A 16,784-nucleotide genomic window follows, 5' to 3' on the forward strand; every position below is an offset into this window, starting at 1 on the left:
CCTACACAGATCGGCGTAGGAGCTGCCGAAGGCTGCGATCTTTTGATCTTCAGGGTCGGAACTGGCTCGGCGCAACCCCGCTCCAGCGCACGAACGCATGGCGGAAACTCGCGGTTTCGCTGAAACCCAGGGTCTCGGCAATGCGGTAGATCGGCAACTGATCCTCAAAGAGCATCTGTTTGGCGCGCTCGAAACGCAGTTCGTCGAGCAGCTCTTGGTAACTGCTGCCCATGTCCTTGAGGTGGCGGCGCAAGGTGCGCGGCGAGCATTTCATCTGCTGGGCCAGCCCCTCGAGGCCCGGTGCTGCATTGAGCTGGGCGCTGAGCAGCTGGCGAATCCGCCCCAGCCACGCCTGCCGTCCGGTGAACTCGATATTCTGCTTGCGGCAGCGATCGGCCATGGCCTGGTGGGTGATGCTGTCGGCCAATGGCAACGGTTGATCGAGCCAGCGCCGGTCGAAGGCAAAGGCGTTGTCCTTGGCGGCGAAGTGCAGCGGGCTGGCGAAGTGCTCGGCATAACTGTCGCGATAATCCGGCGCGGCATGTTCAAAACGCGTCGCCAGCAGTGGCAGCGGATGCCCGAGCAGGTCGTCGCAGATGACCTTCAGCGACACCAGGCAGAATTCCGCGTTGAACACCGCCATCTCCGGGCTCTCGCGGTAATCGGCAGCGACGAACCAGACGCGCTCGCCATCGTCTTCCAGGCTCAGTTCGAAAAGTGTTCCCAACAGCGCCGGATAGCGAATCGCCAGGCGCAAAGCGTCACCGAAGGTGGCACAGGTCAGCAGCGCGTAACCGAGGATGCCGTAGCAGGAAACGTGCATCCGCCGGCCCAGTTCCAGGCCAATGTCGTGCTTGAGCGCGACCGCGTTGGCGCACACCTGCATTTCCTGATTGGTGGTGATGCGCGTGTCGGCGCGGTTCAGATCCGCTGCACTGATGCCGCTGCCGGCCAGTAGCGCGTCGCTCGACAGGCCTTCATCTTTGAAGGTGTTGAGGATAAGAGAGACGGCGTTGAGGGTCGTGAGGTGGGAGTGCAGCATGTGATCTTCCAGCCTGGGGATGGCTGGAACGCAGCAAGTTGTATGCCGCACACAGATCCAATTGTGGGAGCGAGCTTGCTCGCGAAAGCGTCGTGTCAGTCGATATCAGCCTGTTTGACACACCGCATTTGCGAGCAAGCCCGTTCCCACAGGGGAAATGTGTGTCAGATCAGCTCGCCACACAGATCGAGTTCGATCAGCCGGCGCACTTCGGTCGATTCCAGACCTGCACCCAACAACGCCTGCAACTTGCCGAACGCCGCCTCGCGGGTCATGCCGCCACCGGACAGCACACCGACGCCACGCAAACGGCTGCCAGCTTCATACACATCCAGCTCGACGCCGCCTTCATGGCACTGCGTGACCGCGACCACCACCACGCCGTTATCCCGCGCGCGGCCAAGGCTGGCGAGGAATTCGGGATTGTCGCTCGGCCCGGTGCCGCTGCCGTAGCACTCCAGCACCAGACCCTGAATACCGCCGTCGAGCAACCCGTCGACAATCCCGGCGCTGATGCCGGGGAACAGTGGCAGCACAGCGACATTCGCCAGTTGTTTTGGCTGGTCGTAGTGCAGCGCTGCCGGAATCGACGTGGCTTTCACGCCGCCACCTTGACGTTCCAGGCGCTTGAACGGATGCCGGCCGAAGCTGCGCACTTTCGCACAACGGGTTGGCGCCAGCAGTTCACCGTGAAAGTACAGGTGCACGCCCGGCGCCAGGCCTTGGCCGAGGGCAACCAGCGCGCCACCGAGGTTTTCCCAGGCATCGCTGTCAGTCACGCCGGCCGGCAGCATCGAGCCGGTGAAGCACACCCGCGCCTGTAGGCCGAGTAGCTGAAAGCTCATGGCCGCGGCGCTGTAAGCCAAAGTGTCGGTGCCATGCAGGATCAGCACGCTGTCGCAGCCTTGCACGTCCACCGCATCGACCACCGCTTCGCGCAGTTGCTGCCAGTAGGCAGGGGTCATGTTGGCGCTGTCGATCAGTGGCGACATTTCCCGGAAGCGCCACTGCGGCACCACCAACTCGGGCTGGCCGTGCAGGTAATCGCGCATGCGGGTTTCGAAACCGGACGCCGGGGCCAGGCCGTTGGCGCTGGCCTGCATGCCAATGGTGCCACCGGTGTAGAGCACCATGACGTGTTGGGCGGCGGGATAAGTCGAAGGGGTCATAGGATTCTCCGAAGCGATGAGTTCCTGTGGGAGCGGGCTTGCTCGCGAATGCGGTGGGTCAGATACCAGAATGTCGACTGATCCGCCGCTTTCGCGAGCAGGCTCGCTCCCACAGTTTTACGAACTGTAACTGACGGGCGCAGGGGATGCGCCCGTCATTCACCTGTCAGCGTTGCGCTGCAGGGATGCCTTGCGGCTCGACTGCGGTCTTGCCGACGGCTGGCGCCTCGGTCGGCCAGGCCTTCAGGTCCAGATCCAGATCGGCAAATTTGCTGGAGTCGAACACCGGCTGCTTGATGCCGGCGCGGCGCTGCTCGTCGTAGTCGCGCATCACGCGCATGCCGACCTTGAACAGCATGGCCAGGGCCATCAGGTTGACGAAGGCCAGGCAGGTCATGGTGATGTCAGCGAAGGCGAACACGGTCGACAGATCCTGCATCGAACCCCATACCACCAGCGCCAGCACCAGACCGCGGAACACCATCAGCAAGGCGCGGTTGCGGCTGAGGAACTGCAGGCTGTTTTCGCCCAGGTAGTAGTTGTAGAGGATGCAGGTGAAGACGAACAGCGACAGCGCAACGCTGACGAAGATGCGACCCCAGTCACCGACCACGGCGGCCAGCGAGTTCTGGGTCAGAACGATGCCGTCACCTTCGAAGCCCGGTGTGTAGAAGCCCGACAACAGGATCAGCAGCGCGGTGCAGGTGCAGATCACGAAAGTGTCGAGGAACACGCTGAAGGCCTGAACCACGCCCTGAGCGCCCGGGTGTTTCACCGAGGCCACGGCGGCGACGTTCGGCGCACTGCCCAGGCCCGCTTCGTTGGCGAACACGCCACGCTTCACGCCCATGACGATGGCGCTGCCGAGCAGGCCGCCGAAGGCCGGGTCGAGACCGAAGGCGCTTTTGAAGATGGTTTCCAGCATGGCTGGCACGTGCTCGATCTGGGTGCCGATCACGTACAGGGTCACGCCGATATAGGCCAGGGTCTTGACCGGTACCAGCAGGTCGGACACTGCAGCGATGCGCTTGATGCCGCCGATGAAGGTGATGGCCAGCAGCACCGCCAGGACGATCCCGGTGTGGCGTGGGTCGAAGGCAAAGGCGTTTTGCAGCGAGTGGGTCACGGTGTAGGACTGCAGGCCGATGAAGGCGAAGCCGTAGGTGACCAGCAGCAGGATCGAGAACACCACCGCCATGCCTTTGAGCTTCAGGCCGTGCTGGATGTAGTAGGCCGGGCCGCCACGGTACAGACCGTCACCGTCGGCGCGCTTGTAGACCTGCGCCAGGGTGCATTCGAAGAAGCTGCTGGACATGCCGACCAGTGCGGTCACCCACATCCAGAACACCGCACCCGGACCACCGAGGGTCACGGCGATGCCGACACCGGCGATGTTGCCTGCACCGACGCGGCCGGCAAGGCTGAGCATCAGGGCCTGGAACGAGCTGAGTTGCCCGCCGCTGCTTTTGAGGCTGTCGCGGAACACCGCGAACATGTGGAAGAAGTGGCGCAATTGAACGAAACGCGAGCGAATCGTGAAGTAGCTACCGAGCCCGACAATGAGCACGATCAGTACTTTCCCTGAGAGGAAGTCGTTGATGACTTCGAGCATGGATTTTTCCTCGCTGTTTTTTGTGTAAGCAAATGCTGGATGTTCAGAAACATCGCGTTACACCGGTTTGCGCGCGGCACGACAGGTGAGGCGAAGGTTTCGTCCCGGTCCATTTCGCGGGTTTGTTATTAGTTCGGGTTTCGCATGGGTTATGGCCTCGTTACCGACGACCGCTCACGCGAAGAGGGGCGGCACTATACCGATCAGTGCGGCGCCCGTCTGCACGCTCGTGGTGCAAGCGACGAAACGAAGCTTTGAAGCACCCGGCGTTACCGGCGCCGGGCTTGTGCGGGAACTGCGTTTCTGTAGATGCAAACCCTGTGGCGAGGGGATTCATCCCCGATCGGCTGCGAAGCAGTCGCAAATCATTGCACGCGGTGTACTTGTTACATCGCAATGGTAGGTTTTGGGGCCGCTTCGCGACCCATCGGGGATAAATCCCCTCACCACAAGGGCTCACCTCTACATTGTTCAGTCCCCAGACATACGGGTCTCAGGATCAGAAAGTTAAAAAAAAGGGCTTGGGGACAAATCCCCAAGCCCTCAAAAGGTGAGAGGTGTCTAGTCCCTCGACCTGGTGAGCGGTGCTACAAATAACGCGTCGGCTCAGGCTTTGAGCGGAACCAGACGCGGGGCAATCATGTTTTCCGGGCGCAGGATGTCGGCGAGCATGGCTTCGTCGAGCAGACCTTCTTCGCGCACCAGTTCCAGCACGCCGCGGCCGCTTTCAAGGGCGATACGAGCGATGCGGGTGGCGTTTTTGTAGCCGATGTACGGGTTCAGCGCGGTGACCAGACCGATCGAGTGCTCGACCAGTTCGCGGCAGCGAGCTTCGTTGGCGGTGATGCCGACGATGCAGTGCTCGCGCAGCATGTCCATGGCGCGTTGCAGCAGACGGATCGAGTCGAGGATCTTGAACGCGATCAGCGGCTCCATCACGTTCAGCTGCAGTTGGCCACCTTCGGCTGCCATGGTCAGCGCCAGGTCGTTACCGATGACCTGGAAGGCCACCTGGTTAACGGCTTCCGGAATCACCGGGTTGACCTTGCCGGGCATGATCGAGCTGCCTGGCTGACGCGCCGGCAGGTTGATCTCGTTGATGCCGGTGCGTGGGCCGCTGGACAGCAGGCGCAGGTCGTTGCAGATCTTCGACAGCTTGACCGCGGTGCGCTTGAGCATGCCGGAGAACAGCACGAAGGCGCCCATGTCGGAAGTGGCTTCGATCAGGTCGGCGGCGGGCACCAGCGGTTGACCGCTGATCAGCGCCAGACGCTGAACGGCCAGCGCCTGATAGCGCGGGTCGGCGTTGATGCCGGTGCCGATCGCGGTACCGCCCAGGTTCACTTCAGTCAGCAGTTCCGGGGCCAGCGTCTTCAGACGGGCCAGGTCTTCGCCCATGGTGGTGGCGAATGCGCGGAACTCTTGACCCAAGGTCATTGGCACGGCGTCTTGCAGTTGGGTACGACCCATCTTCAGGACGTGGTTGAATTCTTCACCCTTGGCGGCGAAGGCCTGAATCAGGCTGTCGAGGCTGGCCAGCAGCGCGTCGTGACCCAGCAGCAGACCCAGGCGGATCGCGGTTGGGTAGGCGTCGTTGGTCGACTGCGCCATGTTGACGTCGTCGTTCGGGTGCAGGTACTGGTACTCGCCTTTCTGGTGACCCATTGCTTCGAGCGCAATGTTGGCGATCACTTCGTTGGCGTTCATGTTGGTGGACGTACCGGCGCCACCTTGAATCATGTCGACCACGAACTCTTCGTGGAAATCACCGCGGATCAATCGCGCACAGGCTTCGCTGATGGCAGCGTGCTTGGCTTCGCTCAGATGACCCAACTCACGGTTGGCGTCAGCGGCGGCCTGTTTGACCATCGCCAGACCCACAACCAGTTTCGGGTAATGCGAAATCGGAACGCCGGAGAGACGGAAGTTGTTCACCGCTCGCAGGGTCTGGATGCCGTAATACGCTTGAGCCGGTACTTCGAGGGCGCCAAGCAGGTCGTTTTCTGTGCGGAAAGATGCAGCGGAGGACATGATAGAAATCATCTCGATATGGACCCGGTCTATGCCGGAACGCTGCGAATGCTAGGCTTACAGGATTTTTTGGGCCAATGCTGTTAAACACTGGCCTATGCACATTCGGCATAATGCCCGTGTGACGCCGCCTGCGCGGCAGACGTGTGACCTGTTTTGGTGCGTTCCCGGGAGGGCGTGATGAATCTGGAAAGCAAATGGCTCGAGGACTTCAGTGCTTTGGCCGCCACCCGCAGCTTCTCGCAGGCGGCCGAACGGCGTTTCGTGACCCAGCCGGCGTTCAGTCGGCGGATCCGCAGCCTTGAAGCGGCGCTGGGCCTGACGCTGGTCAACCGCTCGCGCACGCCGATCGAACTGACGGCGGCCGGGCAACTGTTTCTGGTGACCGCGCGCACCGTGGTCGAACAGCTCGGCGAAGTGCTGCGGCATCTGCATCACCTGGAAGGCGGGCAGGGCGAGGTGATGCAGGTCGCCGCCGCGCACTCGCTGGCGCTGGGATTCTTCCCGCGCTGGATCGCGCAACTGCGCAATGAAGGGCTGAACATCGCCACACGGCTGGTCGCGACCAACGTCGGCGACGCGGTGCACGCGCTGCGCGAAGGCGGCTGCGACCTGATGCTGGCGTTCTACGACCCGGACGCAGCGATGCAGATGGACCCGGAAATCTTCCCGTCGTTGCACCTGGGCCAGACCGAGATGCTCCCGGTGTGTGCGGCGGATGCCGAAGGCAAGCCGCTGTTCGATCTGGAAGGTGACGTCAGCGTACCGTTGCTGGCGTACAGCGCCGGGGCGTTTCTCGGGCGCTCGGTAAATGGTTTGCTGCGTCAACGTCAGCTGCGCTTTACCACGATCTATGAAACCGCCATGGCCGACAGTCTGAAAAGTATGGCCCTGGAAGGCCTCGGCATCGCCTGGGTACCGCAACTGAGCGTGCGTGCCGAGCTGGCCCGCGGCGAACTGGTGGTCTGCGGCGGCCCGCAATGGCATGTACCGCTGGAAATTCGCCTGTACCGCTGCGCACTGGTGCGCAAGGCCAACGTGCGGTTGTTGTGGCGCAAGCTTGAAGGCGGCGCTGCGCAGGCTTCCTGAGCCCACCCAACAACTCTGTGGGAGCTGGCTTGCCAGCGATAGCGGTGGGTCAGTCACCGCCTGTGGTTACTGATCCGACGCCATCGCTGGCAAGCCAGCTCCCACAGGTATCGAGTGATGCTGGAGCGCTGACCTTCAAGTCAATAAAACCGGGCCTTTGGCTGATTTGACAGATGGTCGTTTCGGGGGCTGTTTATTGGCTTCTTTGCGGTATACTGCGCGGCCTTCGGCCGGTACGTCCGGCCATTTTTCGTACAATCAAGCCACGCAATCCTGCGTGGCTTGTTGTTTTTGACGCGCCTGCGGGCGCCCAGAGAGAAGAGGCGCGACGATGAGTGCACTGGTTGGCGTGATCATGGGCTCCAAGTCCGATTGGTCCACCCTTAGCCACACCGCCGATATGCTGGAAAAGCTCGGCATCCCGTACGAGGTCAAGGTGGTTTCTGCCCACCGCACCCCGGATCTGCTGTTCCAGTACGCCGAAGAGGCTGAGGGCCGTGGCATCGAGGTGATCATCGCCGGTGCCGGTGGCGCAGCCCACCTGCCAGGCATGTGTGCGGCCAAGACCCACCTGCCGGTGCTGGGCGTTCCGGTGCAGTCGTCGATGCTCTCGGGTGTCGATTCGCTGCTGTCGATCGTGCAGATGCCGGCGGGCATTCCGGTTGCCACCCTGGCCATCGGCAAGGCCGGCGCGATCAACGCCGCGCTGCTCTCGGCGAGCATCCTTGGTGCCAAGCATCCGCAGTTCCACGCGGTGCTGAAAACCTTCCGTGCCGAGCAGACAGACAGCGTCCTGGACAATCCAGACCCACGTATTGCCTGAGGTTGTTGAGATGAAGATCGGTGTAATCGGTGGCGGCCAGTTGGGCCGCATGTTGGCGCTGGCGGGCACTCCGCTGGGCATGAACTTCGCTTTCCTCGACCCTGCGCCGGACGCTTGTGCCGCCGCGCTGGGCGAACACCTGCGGGCCGATTACGGCGATCAGGATCACCTGCGCCAACTGGCTGACGAAGTCGACCTGGTGACCTTCGAGTTCGAAAGCGTCCCGGCCGAAACCGTGGCTTTTCTCTCGCAATTCGTCCCGGTCTATCCGAGCGCCGAAGCCCTGCGCATCGCTCGCGACCGCTGGTTCGAGAAGAGCATGTTCAAGGACCTGGGGATTCCGACCCCGGCCTTCGCCGACATTCAATCGCAAGCCGACCTGGACGCCGCCGTGGCTTCGATCGGTCTGCCGGCCGTGCTGAAAACCCGCACCCTGGGTTACGACGGCAAGGGTCAGAAAGTCCTGCGCAAGCCGGAAGACGTGGTCGGCACCTTCGCCGAGCTGGGCAGCGTTGCCTGCCTGCTGGAAGGCTTCGTGCCGTTCACCGGCGAAGTCTCGCTGATTGCCGTGCGTGCCCGCGATGGGGAAACCAAGTTCTATCCGCTGGTACACAACACCCACGACAGTGGCATCCTCAAGCTATCGGTGGCGAGCACCGATCACCCGCTGCAGGCGTTGGCCGAAGACTACTCCAGCCGTGTGCTCAAGCAGCTGGATTACGTCGGCGTGATGGCGTTCGAGTTCTTTGAAGTCGACGGTGGCCTCAAGGCCAACGAAATCGCCCCGCGCGTGCACAACTCCGGGCACTGGACCACCGAAGGCGCCGAGTGCAGCCAGTTCGAAAACCATCTGCGCGCCGTAGCCGGCCTGCCGCTGGGCTCGACGGCCAAGGTCGGCGAGAGCGCCATGCTCAACTTCATCGGCGTGGTTCCGCCGGTTGAGAAAGTCATCGCCATCGAAGACTGCCATCTGCATCACTACGGCAAAGCCTTCAAGGCCGGGCGCAAGGTCGGTCACGCCAACCTGCGCTGCGCCGACATGGCCACGCTGCAGGCGCAGATCGTCAAGGTCGAAGCGCTGATCGCCGAGTAACGACAGTTTCATCTGGCAGCGGCGGAACCATTCAGGGCTCGCCGTTCTCTCATGGCAGGATGCCAAAGTCTGACTAGGCTTTGGCATATCTACTATTGAGTGTCAGAGGGAAATGCCATGGGAATTATCGGAACCATCTTTATCGGCTTGATCGTCGGCCTGCTGGCACGCTTCCTCAAACCGGGCGATGACAGCATGGGCTGGATCATGACCATCCTGCTCGGTATCGGCGGTTCGCTGGCGGCCACTTACGGCGGCCAGGCCCTGGGTATCTATCAGGCAGGTCAAGGCGCTGGCTTCATCGGTGCGCTGGTCGGCGCGATCGTGCTGCTGGTGATCTACGGCCTGATCAAAAAGAACTGATCCAAGCGACCAAGTCCTCTCTGCCAACGCGGCAGGGAGGGCTAGAATGCTCGGCGATTCAACGTCCTTCCTTTATCCGAGCATTTTTTACCGAGCACCTCCATGCGCCGTCTTTTGTTGACTCTCCTTTTGCTGGGCAGCGGTCTGGCCCACGCCGGCGAACTGCCGGAAACCGACTGGCTGGAACTGATGCCCAAGTCGGACCAGAAAGCCCTCGAGGCCATGCCCGAAATCGACCACAACTCCCCGGAAGCCACCGGCACCTTCACCGAGAAGGGTGGGATGAAACAGGCCAAGGGCCTGCCGGCGGTGATGTATTCGACCAAGACCGTGGCGTCGATGAACGACAAGCACATCCGCATCGGTGGTTACCCGGTGCCGCTGGAATCCGATGCGAAGGGTCGCAGCACGCTGTTCTTCCTCGTACCATACCCGGGCGCGTGCATCCACGTACCGCCACCGCCGCCGAATCAACTGGTGCTGGTGCGTTATCCCAAGGGCTTGAAGCTGGATGACATCTACACGCCGCTGTGGGTGACCGGCACGCTGAAGATCGAGAAGGTCAGCAATGACCTGGCCGATGCGGCGTATGCGCTGGATGCGGACAAGGTGCGGGTGGTGCAGGAGTCTGATCTCTAACACCTGAACAATTGTAGCAAGGGGATTTATCCCCGATGGGTTGCGCAGCGACCCCCGCTTTGAATCAAGGGCAAGGGCCTGCTCGGCAGGCCATCGGGGATAAATCCCCTCACCACAAAGGCTTTCATTTACATTGAGATTGCGGTGTTCGTTAGAGCGGTTTGCTGCCGATGCTCACACCCATGGTATGGCTCGCATCCGAGCCTAGCGTGACCACATCATTCATCACATTCGCCGTCTCGATGCACAGCATGCGCTGCCAGCCGTCGTTGTCCATGTCGCTGAACGCGGCGGCGCGGTCGATCCACGGGTTCCAGATCACTGCGGTGCGTGAGCCGCTTGCGGTCAGTACGATGCGCCGCTCCCAGGTCGGGTCGACGATGCTCAGTTGCGGCGGAGCCTCGAGGTAGATGCGGTCGGTTTCCCCGGCGAAGCGCAGTGCGCCTTGCTGGTGGTGGGTGTTCCAGTTGTCCAGGGTCTCGATGTACTCCAGACCGTCCACACCGTCGACGTGCACGTTGCGCACATCGCTGACTGCGAAATAAGTGTGCAGCGCCTGGCTGATGCTGACGGTTTCGACACCCCGGTTATGGCTGGTCAGGCTGATGTGCAACTGATCATTCAGATGCAGGGTCAGGGTCAGATCGACCTGATGCGGCCAGCCCGGCAGGCCACCTTCGGGGTAGGGCAGCTTGAATTCGACCTTGACGCCGTCAGCCTCTGATTCGATGCCGCCCAGCTCCCAATCCATCGCTCGCACCAGACCGTGTGCGGGTGCCGGTTGCTCACCGGTGTACATGGCCTGCACGTGCTGCGGGTTGCGTTCGAACTTGCCGAACCACGGCCAGCACACCGGCACACCGGCACGGATGCTCTTGCCGGTCTTGAATATAGCCTTGTCGTTGAGCCAGATGATCGGCGGCTGGCCGTCGATCTGATAACTGAGGATGTGCGCGCCTTGCTGGGCCACCAGCACTTCGGCCTGACCGTGGCGGATGCGCCAGCAGTTCAGTTCATCCAGTTTCACGGCTTCAACGCTGGGCGTGTTCATGGGACAGCTCTCGATCAGACACTTGGGACGACTATCGACCGCAAAACCGCGGCGAGGTTTAACGTGCGCGCGGCGGCACCGAGCGGGTGCGACCGCTGCCGTCGATGGCGACGAAGACGAACACCGCCTCGGTCACTTTACGCCACTCGCTGGACAGCGGATCGTCGCTCCACACTTCGACCATCATCTGGATCGAGCTGCGGCCGATTTCCAGGGTCTGGGTATAAAAGGACAATTGCGCACCGACCGCGACCGGCACCAGAAAGGCCATGCGGTCGATGGCCACGGTCGCCACACGGCCACCGGCAACGCGGCTGGCCATCGCGGTCCCCGCCAGGTCCATCTGCGCCACCAGCCAGCCGCCGAAAATATCGCCAAAGCCGTTGGTCTCGCGAGGGAGTGCGGTGATTTGCAAGGCCAGGTCGCCTTGCGGGATCGGATCTTCTTGTTCGAGCTCTATCATGCCGGGGGTGCCTCTGACCCGTGACTCTTCGTTGGTATTGCTGGTGGTAGCCGTCTTCAGGAAAAACGATTCAGCACCGAACATACTGCGTTCGTCACGTTTTCCGTAGGCGTCTAAAGGGAAACTCTGCGAAAGCGGCTGGATCCACGCACCAGGGCGACCAACGACGTTTTCGCACAGCAACCCCCTACAAACCGGAGCAAGGTTGCGAGTATATCGGTCGGTAGACTCCACGACGACCATCGGGTTCTGATTTTGACCGTCAAATACGCGCCTCTATGTGCTTTTTCGAACAATTTGCTATGGTGCCGAACCTGCCCAAGCCACAGCCAGCGTTGTTGTGGCGGTAGATCCGCCTATAAGAGAAGCCCTTGCCATGACCACAGCGCCTTCGAGCCTCGCGCAGCCCGAGCAACCTGCACGCCCCCTGACCCGCAATGATTACAAGACTCTGTCGCTATCGGCCTTGGGCGGTGCGCTGGAGTTTTACGATTTCATCATCTTCGTGTTCTTCGCCACCGTGGTCGGCAAGCTGTTCTTCCCGGCCGACATGCCCGAGTGGCTGCGCCTGATGCAGACCTTCGGCATTTTCGCCGCCGGTTACCTCGCGCGGCCGCTGGGCGGCATCGTCATGGCGCACTTCGGCGACCTGCTGGGGCGCAAGAAAATGTTCACCCTGAGCATTTTCATGATGGCCGTGCCGACCCTGATCATGGGTCTGCTGCCGACCTACGCACAGATCGGCCTGTGGGCGCCGATTCTGTTGCTGCTGATGCGAGTGATCCAAGGCGCGGCGATTGGCGGGGAAGTGCCGGGGGCGTGGGTCTTCGTTTCCGAACACGTGCCGCAAAGGCACATCGGCTACGCCTGCGGGACACTGACCAGCGGTTTGACCGCCGGCATCTTGCTCGGCTCGCTGGTCGCCACGGCAATCAACAGCATCTACACGCCAGTGGAGGTGTCCGACTACGCCTGGCGGATTCCATTCCTGCTCGGCGGCGTGTTCGGCCTGTTCTCGGTGTACCTGCGCCGCTGGCTGCACGAAACCCCGGTGTTCGCCGAATTGCAACTGCGCAAGGCGCTGGCCGAAGAAGTACCGCTGCGTGCGGTGCTGCGTGACCATCGCGGGGCGATTGCGATCTCGATGCTGCTGACCTGGCTGCTGTCCGCCGGGATCGTCGTGGTGATTCTGATGACCCCGACCGTGCTGCAGACGGTCTATCACTTCTCGCCAACGGTGGCGCTGCAATCGAACAGTCTGGCGATCGTGTTCCTCAGCGTCGGCTGCATCATCTCCGGTGCCCTGGCCGACCGTTTCGGCGCCGGCCGGGTGTTTGTCTTCGGTAGCCTGGGCCTGCTGATCAGCTCCTGGACTTTCTACCACAGCCTCGCCGACCACCCGAACTGGCTGTTCCCGCTGTATGCGCTGACCGGTCTGCTGGTCGGCACCATCGGCGCGGTGCCTTATGTGATGGTGAAAGCGTTCCCGCCGGTGGTGCGCTTCAGCGGGCTGTCGTTCTCGTACAACGTGGCGTACGCGATCTTCGGTGGCCTGACGCCGATGGTGGTCAGCCTGCTGCTTAAAGAGAGTGCGATGGGCCCGGCCTACTATGTGGCGGTGCTGTGCACGATGGGGATTCTTGTTGGCGCGTGGCTCTGGAACAAGGGGCGCTGATCCCGAATTTCCTCCAGCAGTACCGGCCCCTTCGCGAGCAGGCTCGCTTCCACATTGGAATGCATTTCAACTGTGGGAGCGAGCCTGCTCGCGAAGGGGGCCACTCGAATCATTCAGTAAAACCCAGATGCTGGCCTTTCATCCAATTGTCATATTTCAGCCATAGAGTGTTCACACGGCCTGCTGATACTTGGCCCCGACTTAACACACCCTATCTGCTAGGAGTAAGGCATGAAACTGAAGCGTTTGATGGCGGCAATGACTTTTGTCGCTGCTGGCGTTGCGACTGCCCACGCGGTAGCCGCTGGCGTTGACCCGGCAATTCCGGCTTACACCAAGGTCACCGGTGTATCGGGCAACTTGTCCAGCGTTGGTTCCGACACTCTGGCCAACCTCATGACCCTGTGGGCTGAGAACTACAAGAAAGAATACCCGAACGTAAACATCCAGATTCAGGCTGCTGGCTCCGCCACCGCGCCACCTGCGCTGACCGAAGGCACCTCCAACCTGGGCCCGATGAGCCGCAAGATGAAGGACACCGAACTGGCGGCCTTCGAACAGAAATACGGCTACAAGCCAACTGCTATTCCGGTGGCCGTGGACGCCCTGGCGGTGTTCGTGCACAAGGACAACCCGATCCAGCACCTGACCATGGAACAGGTTGACGCGATCTTCTCGTCCACCCGTCTGTGCGGCGCCAAAGCCGACGTGAAAACCTGGGGCGACCTGGGTGTGACCGGCGACCTGGCCAACAAGCCAGTGCAACTGTTCGGTCGTAACTCGGTATCCGGCACTTACGGCTACTTCAAGGAAGAAGCCCTGTGCAAAGGCGACTACAAGCCTAACGTCAACGAACAACCAGGTTCGGCGTCGGTTGTGCAGTCGATCAGCTCCTCGCTGAACGGCATCGGTTACTCGGGCATCGGCTACAAGACTGCCAGCGTGAAGACTGTTGCTCTGTCGAAGAAAGGCAGCACTGACTTCATCGAAGACACCGAAGAAAACGCCCTGAACGGCAAGTACCCACTGTCGCGCTTCCTCTACGTTTACGTGAACAAGGCCCCGAACAAGCCTCTGGCCCCGCTGGAAGCCGAGTTCGTGAAACTGGTTCTGTCCAAACAGGGCCAGGAAGTGGTGGTGAAAGACGGCTACATCCCACTGCCGGCCAAGGTTGCTGCAAAAGCGCTGGCTGACCTGGGTCTGCAGGAAGGCGGCGCTGAAGTCGCAAAAAAGTAACAAACTGAGTCAGGGGTAAACCCCGCCTGACTCATGTGGGAGCGAACCTGCTCGCGAAGCGGCCTTCAGAACCGGCACTTTCGCGAGCAAGTTCGCCCCACACTCCCCGAATTCTTTTATCCACTGCCAGTGCCCTGCTGGCGGCGGATTTGCTGCGTCACTGCATTGTCATCTTTCTGTCATACAGGATCGCTAGGGTGTGCGCATGAATGATCTGGCCAATTCCAAAATGACTACGAACCCTCCCAAGCGCATTGACTTCAATACGCCTGAGTTGCAACGCAAGCGCCGCATTCGCGCGCTCAAGGATCGCTTCACCCGCTGGTACGTCCTCGTTGGCGGTCTGGCGGTGCTGGCAGCCATCACGCTGATCTTCTTCTTCCTCGCCTACGTCGTTGCCCCGTTGTTCCAGGGTGCCAGCCTGACCGCGAAAGATGCCATTACCCCAGCCTGGATGCAGGACGCCGGCAAGCCGCTGATGATTTCGCTCGAAGAGCAGAATCAGGTGGCGATGCGCGTTTCCGACAAGGGCCAGGCGCTGTTCTTCGACATCGACAGTGGCGCTGAATTGAAGCGCGTCGATCTGCCGGTTCCTGTTGGCGCGACCGTCACTTCCATTGGCGAAGATCAGCCAGGTCATCCGCTGGTAGCGGTGGGCCTGTCCAACGGCCAGGCGCTGGTGTTCCGTCACACCTATAAAGTCAGCTATCCCGATGGCAAGAAAACCATCACCCCGGCCATCGAATACCCGTACGGCGAAGCGCCGATCGCTGTGAACGAGAGCGGCGGGGCACTGGAGCACGTGAGCCTCAACGCCACCGATTCGACGTTGATGCTGGTGGGTTCGACCGGTGCGCAACTTAATGTGCTGTCGCTGACCAGCGAAGAAAACATGATGACCGGCGAAGTCACCAACGAGCAGAAGCGTATCGAACTGCCGCAGATGACCGAGCCGGTGAAAAACATCTTCGTCGACCCGCGCCAGCAATGGCTGTACGTGGTCAACGGGCGCGCCCAGGCCGACGTGTTCAGCCTGCGCGACAAGAGCCTCAACGGTCGCTACAAACTGCTGGAAAACGCTGACGCCGAAGTCACTGCGAGCACGCAACTGGTGGGTGGCATCTCGCTGATCATCGGTGACTCCAAGGGTGGCCTGGCCCAGTGGTTCATGGCCCGTGACACCGATGGCGAACTGCGCCTGAAGCAGATCCGTACCTTCCAGATGGGCACCACGCCGATCGTTGAAATCACCGCCGAAGAGCGTCGCAAGGGCTTCGTGGCCCTCGATGCCAGCGGCAAGCTCGGTGTGTTCCACAGCACCGCGCACCGCACGTTGCTGGTCGAGCCGGTGGCCGAAGGTCAGGGCCTGTTCGGCCTGTCGCCGCGCGCCAACCGGGTGATCGTCGAGGCCGGCGGCAAGCTGCAACCGCTGCTGCTCGACAACCCGCACCCGGAAGTGTCGTGGAGCGCGTTGTGGAGCAAGGTCTGGTACGAGAACTACGACGAGCCTAAATACGTCTGGCAATCGACGGCGGCCAACACCGATTTCGAACCGAAACTGAGCCTCTCGCCACTGACCTTCGGCACCCTGAAAGCGGCGTTCTACGCGATGCTGCTGGCGGCACCGCTGGCGGTTGCTGCTGCGATCTACACCGCCTACTTCATGGCCCCGGGCATGCGCCGCAAGGTCAAGCCGGTGATCGAGCTGATGGAAGCGATGCCGACGGTGATCCTCGGGTTCTTCGCCGGTCTGTTCCTCGCCCCGTATGTAGAAGGGCATCTGCCGGGCATCTTCAGCCTGCTGATGCTGTTGCCGATCGGCATTCTGGTGGCCGGTTTCACTTTCAGTCGTCTACCCGAGTCGATCCGCCTGAAAGTCCCGGATGGCTGGGAAAGTGCACTGCTGATTCCGGTGATTCTGTTCGTGGGCTGGCTGTCGTTGTACATGAGCCCGTACATGGAGAACTGGTTCTTCGGCGGTGACATGCGCATGTGGATCTCCCACGACCTGGGCATCACCTACGACCAGCGCAACGCTCTGGTGGTGGGGCTGGCGATGGGTTTTGCGGTGATCCCGAACATCTACTCGATTGCCGAAGACGCCGTGTTCAGCGTGCCGCGTGGCCTGACCCTCGGTTCCCTGGCGCTCGGTGCCACGCCGTGGCAGACCATGACCCGGGTGGTGATCCTCACCGCCAGCCCGGGGATCTTCTCCGCGCTGATGATCGGCATGGGCCGTGCGGTCGGCGAAACCATGATTGTGCTGATGGCCACGGGTAACACCCCGGTCATGGAAATGAACCTGTTCGAAGGCCTGCGCACCCTGGCCGCCAACGTCGCGGTGGAAATGCCTGAGTCGGAAGTCGGCGGCAGCCACTATCGCGTGCTGTTCCTCTCGGCGCTGGTGCTGCTGTTGTTCACCTTCGTCATGAACACCCTGGCAGAACTGATTCGTCAGCGTCTGCGCAAGAAATACTCGTCGCTTTAAGAAAGGTAGA

At 61.5% G+C, this 16,784-nt stretch carries 14 protein-coding genes; 8 read left to right on the plus strand and 6 right to left on the minus strand.

From position 1 onward, the window contains the following. Window positions 1-49: 49 nt before the first annotated feature. The 4 genes from AB1J88_RS21110 to aspA all read right to left on the minus strand — a co-directional run bounded on the left by AB1J88_RS21110 (window position 50) and on the right by aspA (window position 5,854). Entirely contained in the window at window positions 50-1,042 is a 993-nt protein-coding gene (locus AB1J88_RS21110; RefSeq protein ID WP_198758421.1) for an AraC family transcriptional regulator, read from the minus strand. A gap of 164 nt (window positions 1,043-1,206) precedes the next feature. After that, the gene (locus AB1J88_RS21115; protein ID WP_430291905.1) at window positions 1,207-2,211 is read right to left on the minus strand and encodes an asparaginase; all 1,005 of its coding nucleotides are present in this window, start codon (window positions 2,209-2,211) and stop codon (window positions 1,207-1,209) included. A 166-nt stretch (window positions 2,212-2,377) separates the two neighbouring features. Then, the gene (locus tag AB1J88_RS21120) at window positions 2,378-3,823 is read right to left on the minus strand and encodes an alanine/glycine:cation symporter family protein (RefSeq protein ID WP_108184240.1); all 1,446 of its coding nucleotides are present in this window, start codon (window positions 3,821-3,823) and stop codon (window positions 2,378-2,380) included. 606 nt (window positions 3,824-4,429) lie between these two features. Continuing rightward, complete coding sequence (gene aspA / locus AB1J88_RS21125; RefSeq protein WP_003229645.1) at window positions 4,430-5,854, minus strand: aspartate ammonia-lyase; 1,425 nt, start codon at window positions 5,852-5,854, stop codon at window positions 4,430-4,432. Between the two features lie 180 nt (window positions 5,855-6,034). Between aspA and AB1J88_RS21130 the strand changes: the two genes are divergently transcribed. The 5 genes from AB1J88_RS21130 (at window position 6,035) to AB1J88_RS21150 (ending at window position 9,861) form a co-directional block, all read left to right on the plus strand. Next, window positions 6,035-6,943 (plus strand): LysR substrate-binding domain-containing protein, encoded by a 909-nt coding sequence (locus AB1J88_RS21130; protein WP_041071648.1) that lies wholly within the window; start codon window positions 6,035-6,037, stop codon window positions 6,941-6,943. Between the two features lie 331 nt (window positions 6,944-7,274). Then, window positions 7,275-7,766 (plus strand): 5-(carboxyamino)imidazole ribonucleotide mutase, encoded by a 492-nt coding sequence (gene purE / locus AB1J88_RS21135; protein ID WP_003229641.1) that lies wholly within the window; start codon window positions 7,275-7,277, stop codon window positions 7,764-7,766. A 10-nt stretch (window positions 7,767-7,776) separates the two neighbouring features. Next, window positions 7,777-8,859, plus strand: coding sequence for a 5-(carboxyamino)imidazole ribonucleotide synthase (locus tag AB1J88_RS21140; RefSeq protein ID WP_047596872.1), 1,083 nt, complete (start codon window positions 7,777-7,779; stop codon window positions 8,857-8,859). Window positions 8,860-8,976: 117 nt separating this feature from the next. Continuing rightward, window positions 8,977-9,222, plus strand: coding sequence for a GlsB/YeaQ/YmgE family stress response membrane protein (locus AB1J88_RS21145; protein WP_003229635.1), 246 nt, complete (start codon window positions 8,977-8,979; stop codon window positions 9,220-9,222). Window positions 9,223-9,324: 102 nt separating this feature from the next. Then, complete coding sequence (locus tag AB1J88_RS21150) at window positions 9,325-9,861, plus strand: DUF3299 domain-containing protein (protein ID WP_007962278.1); 537 nt, start codon at window positions 9,325-9,327, stop codon at window positions 9,859-9,861. Window positions 9,862-10,012: 151 nt separating this feature from the next. On the opposite strand, the gene AB1J88_RS21155 is transcribed toward AB1J88_RS21150, so the two are convergent. Together AB1J88_RS21155 and AB1J88_RS21160 are read right to left on the minus strand one after the other, a co-directional pair. Continuing rightward, window positions 10,013-10,912 carry a D-hexose-6-phosphate mutarotase gene (locus AB1J88_RS21155; RefSeq protein ID WP_430291906.1) on the minus strand — a complete coding sequence of 300 codons (900 nt, stop codon included), beginning with the start codon at window positions 10,910-10,912 and terminating at the stop codon, window positions 10,013-10,015. A 58-nt stretch (window positions 10,913-10,970) separates the two neighbouring features. Continuing rightward, window positions 10,971-11,375, minus strand: a complete 405-nt coding sequence (locus AB1J88_RS21160) for an acyl-CoA thioesterase (protein WP_003229628.1) — start codon at window positions 11,373-11,375, stop codon at window positions 10,971-10,973. A 376-nt stretch (window positions 11,376-11,751) separates the two neighbouring features. Between AB1J88_RS21160 and AB1J88_RS21165 the strand changes: the two genes are divergently transcribed. The 3 genes from AB1J88_RS21165 to AB1J88_RS21175 all read left to right on the plus strand — a co-directional run bounded on the left by AB1J88_RS21165 (window position 11,752) and on the right by AB1J88_RS21175 (window position 16,774). Beyond that, window positions 11,752-13,050 (plus strand): MFS transporter, encoded by a 1,299-nt coding sequence (locus AB1J88_RS21165; protein WP_430291907.1) that lies wholly within the window; start codon window positions 11,752-11,754, stop codon window positions 13,048-13,050. A gap of 231 nt (window positions 13,051-13,281) precedes the next feature. Beyond that, window positions 13,282-14,286 carry a phosphate ABC transporter substrate-binding protein PstS gene (locus tag AB1J88_RS21170; protein ID WP_086792482.1) on the plus strand — a complete coding sequence of 335 codons (1,005 nt, stop codon included), beginning with the start codon at window positions 13,282-13,284 and terminating at the stop codon, window positions 14,284-14,286. Between the two features lie 454 nt (window positions 14,287-14,740). After that, window positions 14,741-16,774 carry an ABC transporter permease subunit gene (locus AB1J88_RS21175; RefSeq protein WP_430292708.1) on the plus strand — a complete coding sequence of 678 codons (2,034 nt, stop codon included), beginning with the start codon at window positions 14,741-14,743 and terminating at the stop codon, window positions 16,772-16,774. Window positions 16,775-16,784 lie beyond the last annotated feature (10 nt).

Origin of the sequence: Pseudomonas sp. S8 (assembly GCF_050473925.1) — a bacterium.
Classification (GTDB): domain Bacteria; phylum Pseudomonadota; class Gammaproteobacteria; order Pseudomonadales; family Pseudomonadaceae; genus Aquipseudomonas; species Aquipseudomonas parakoreensis.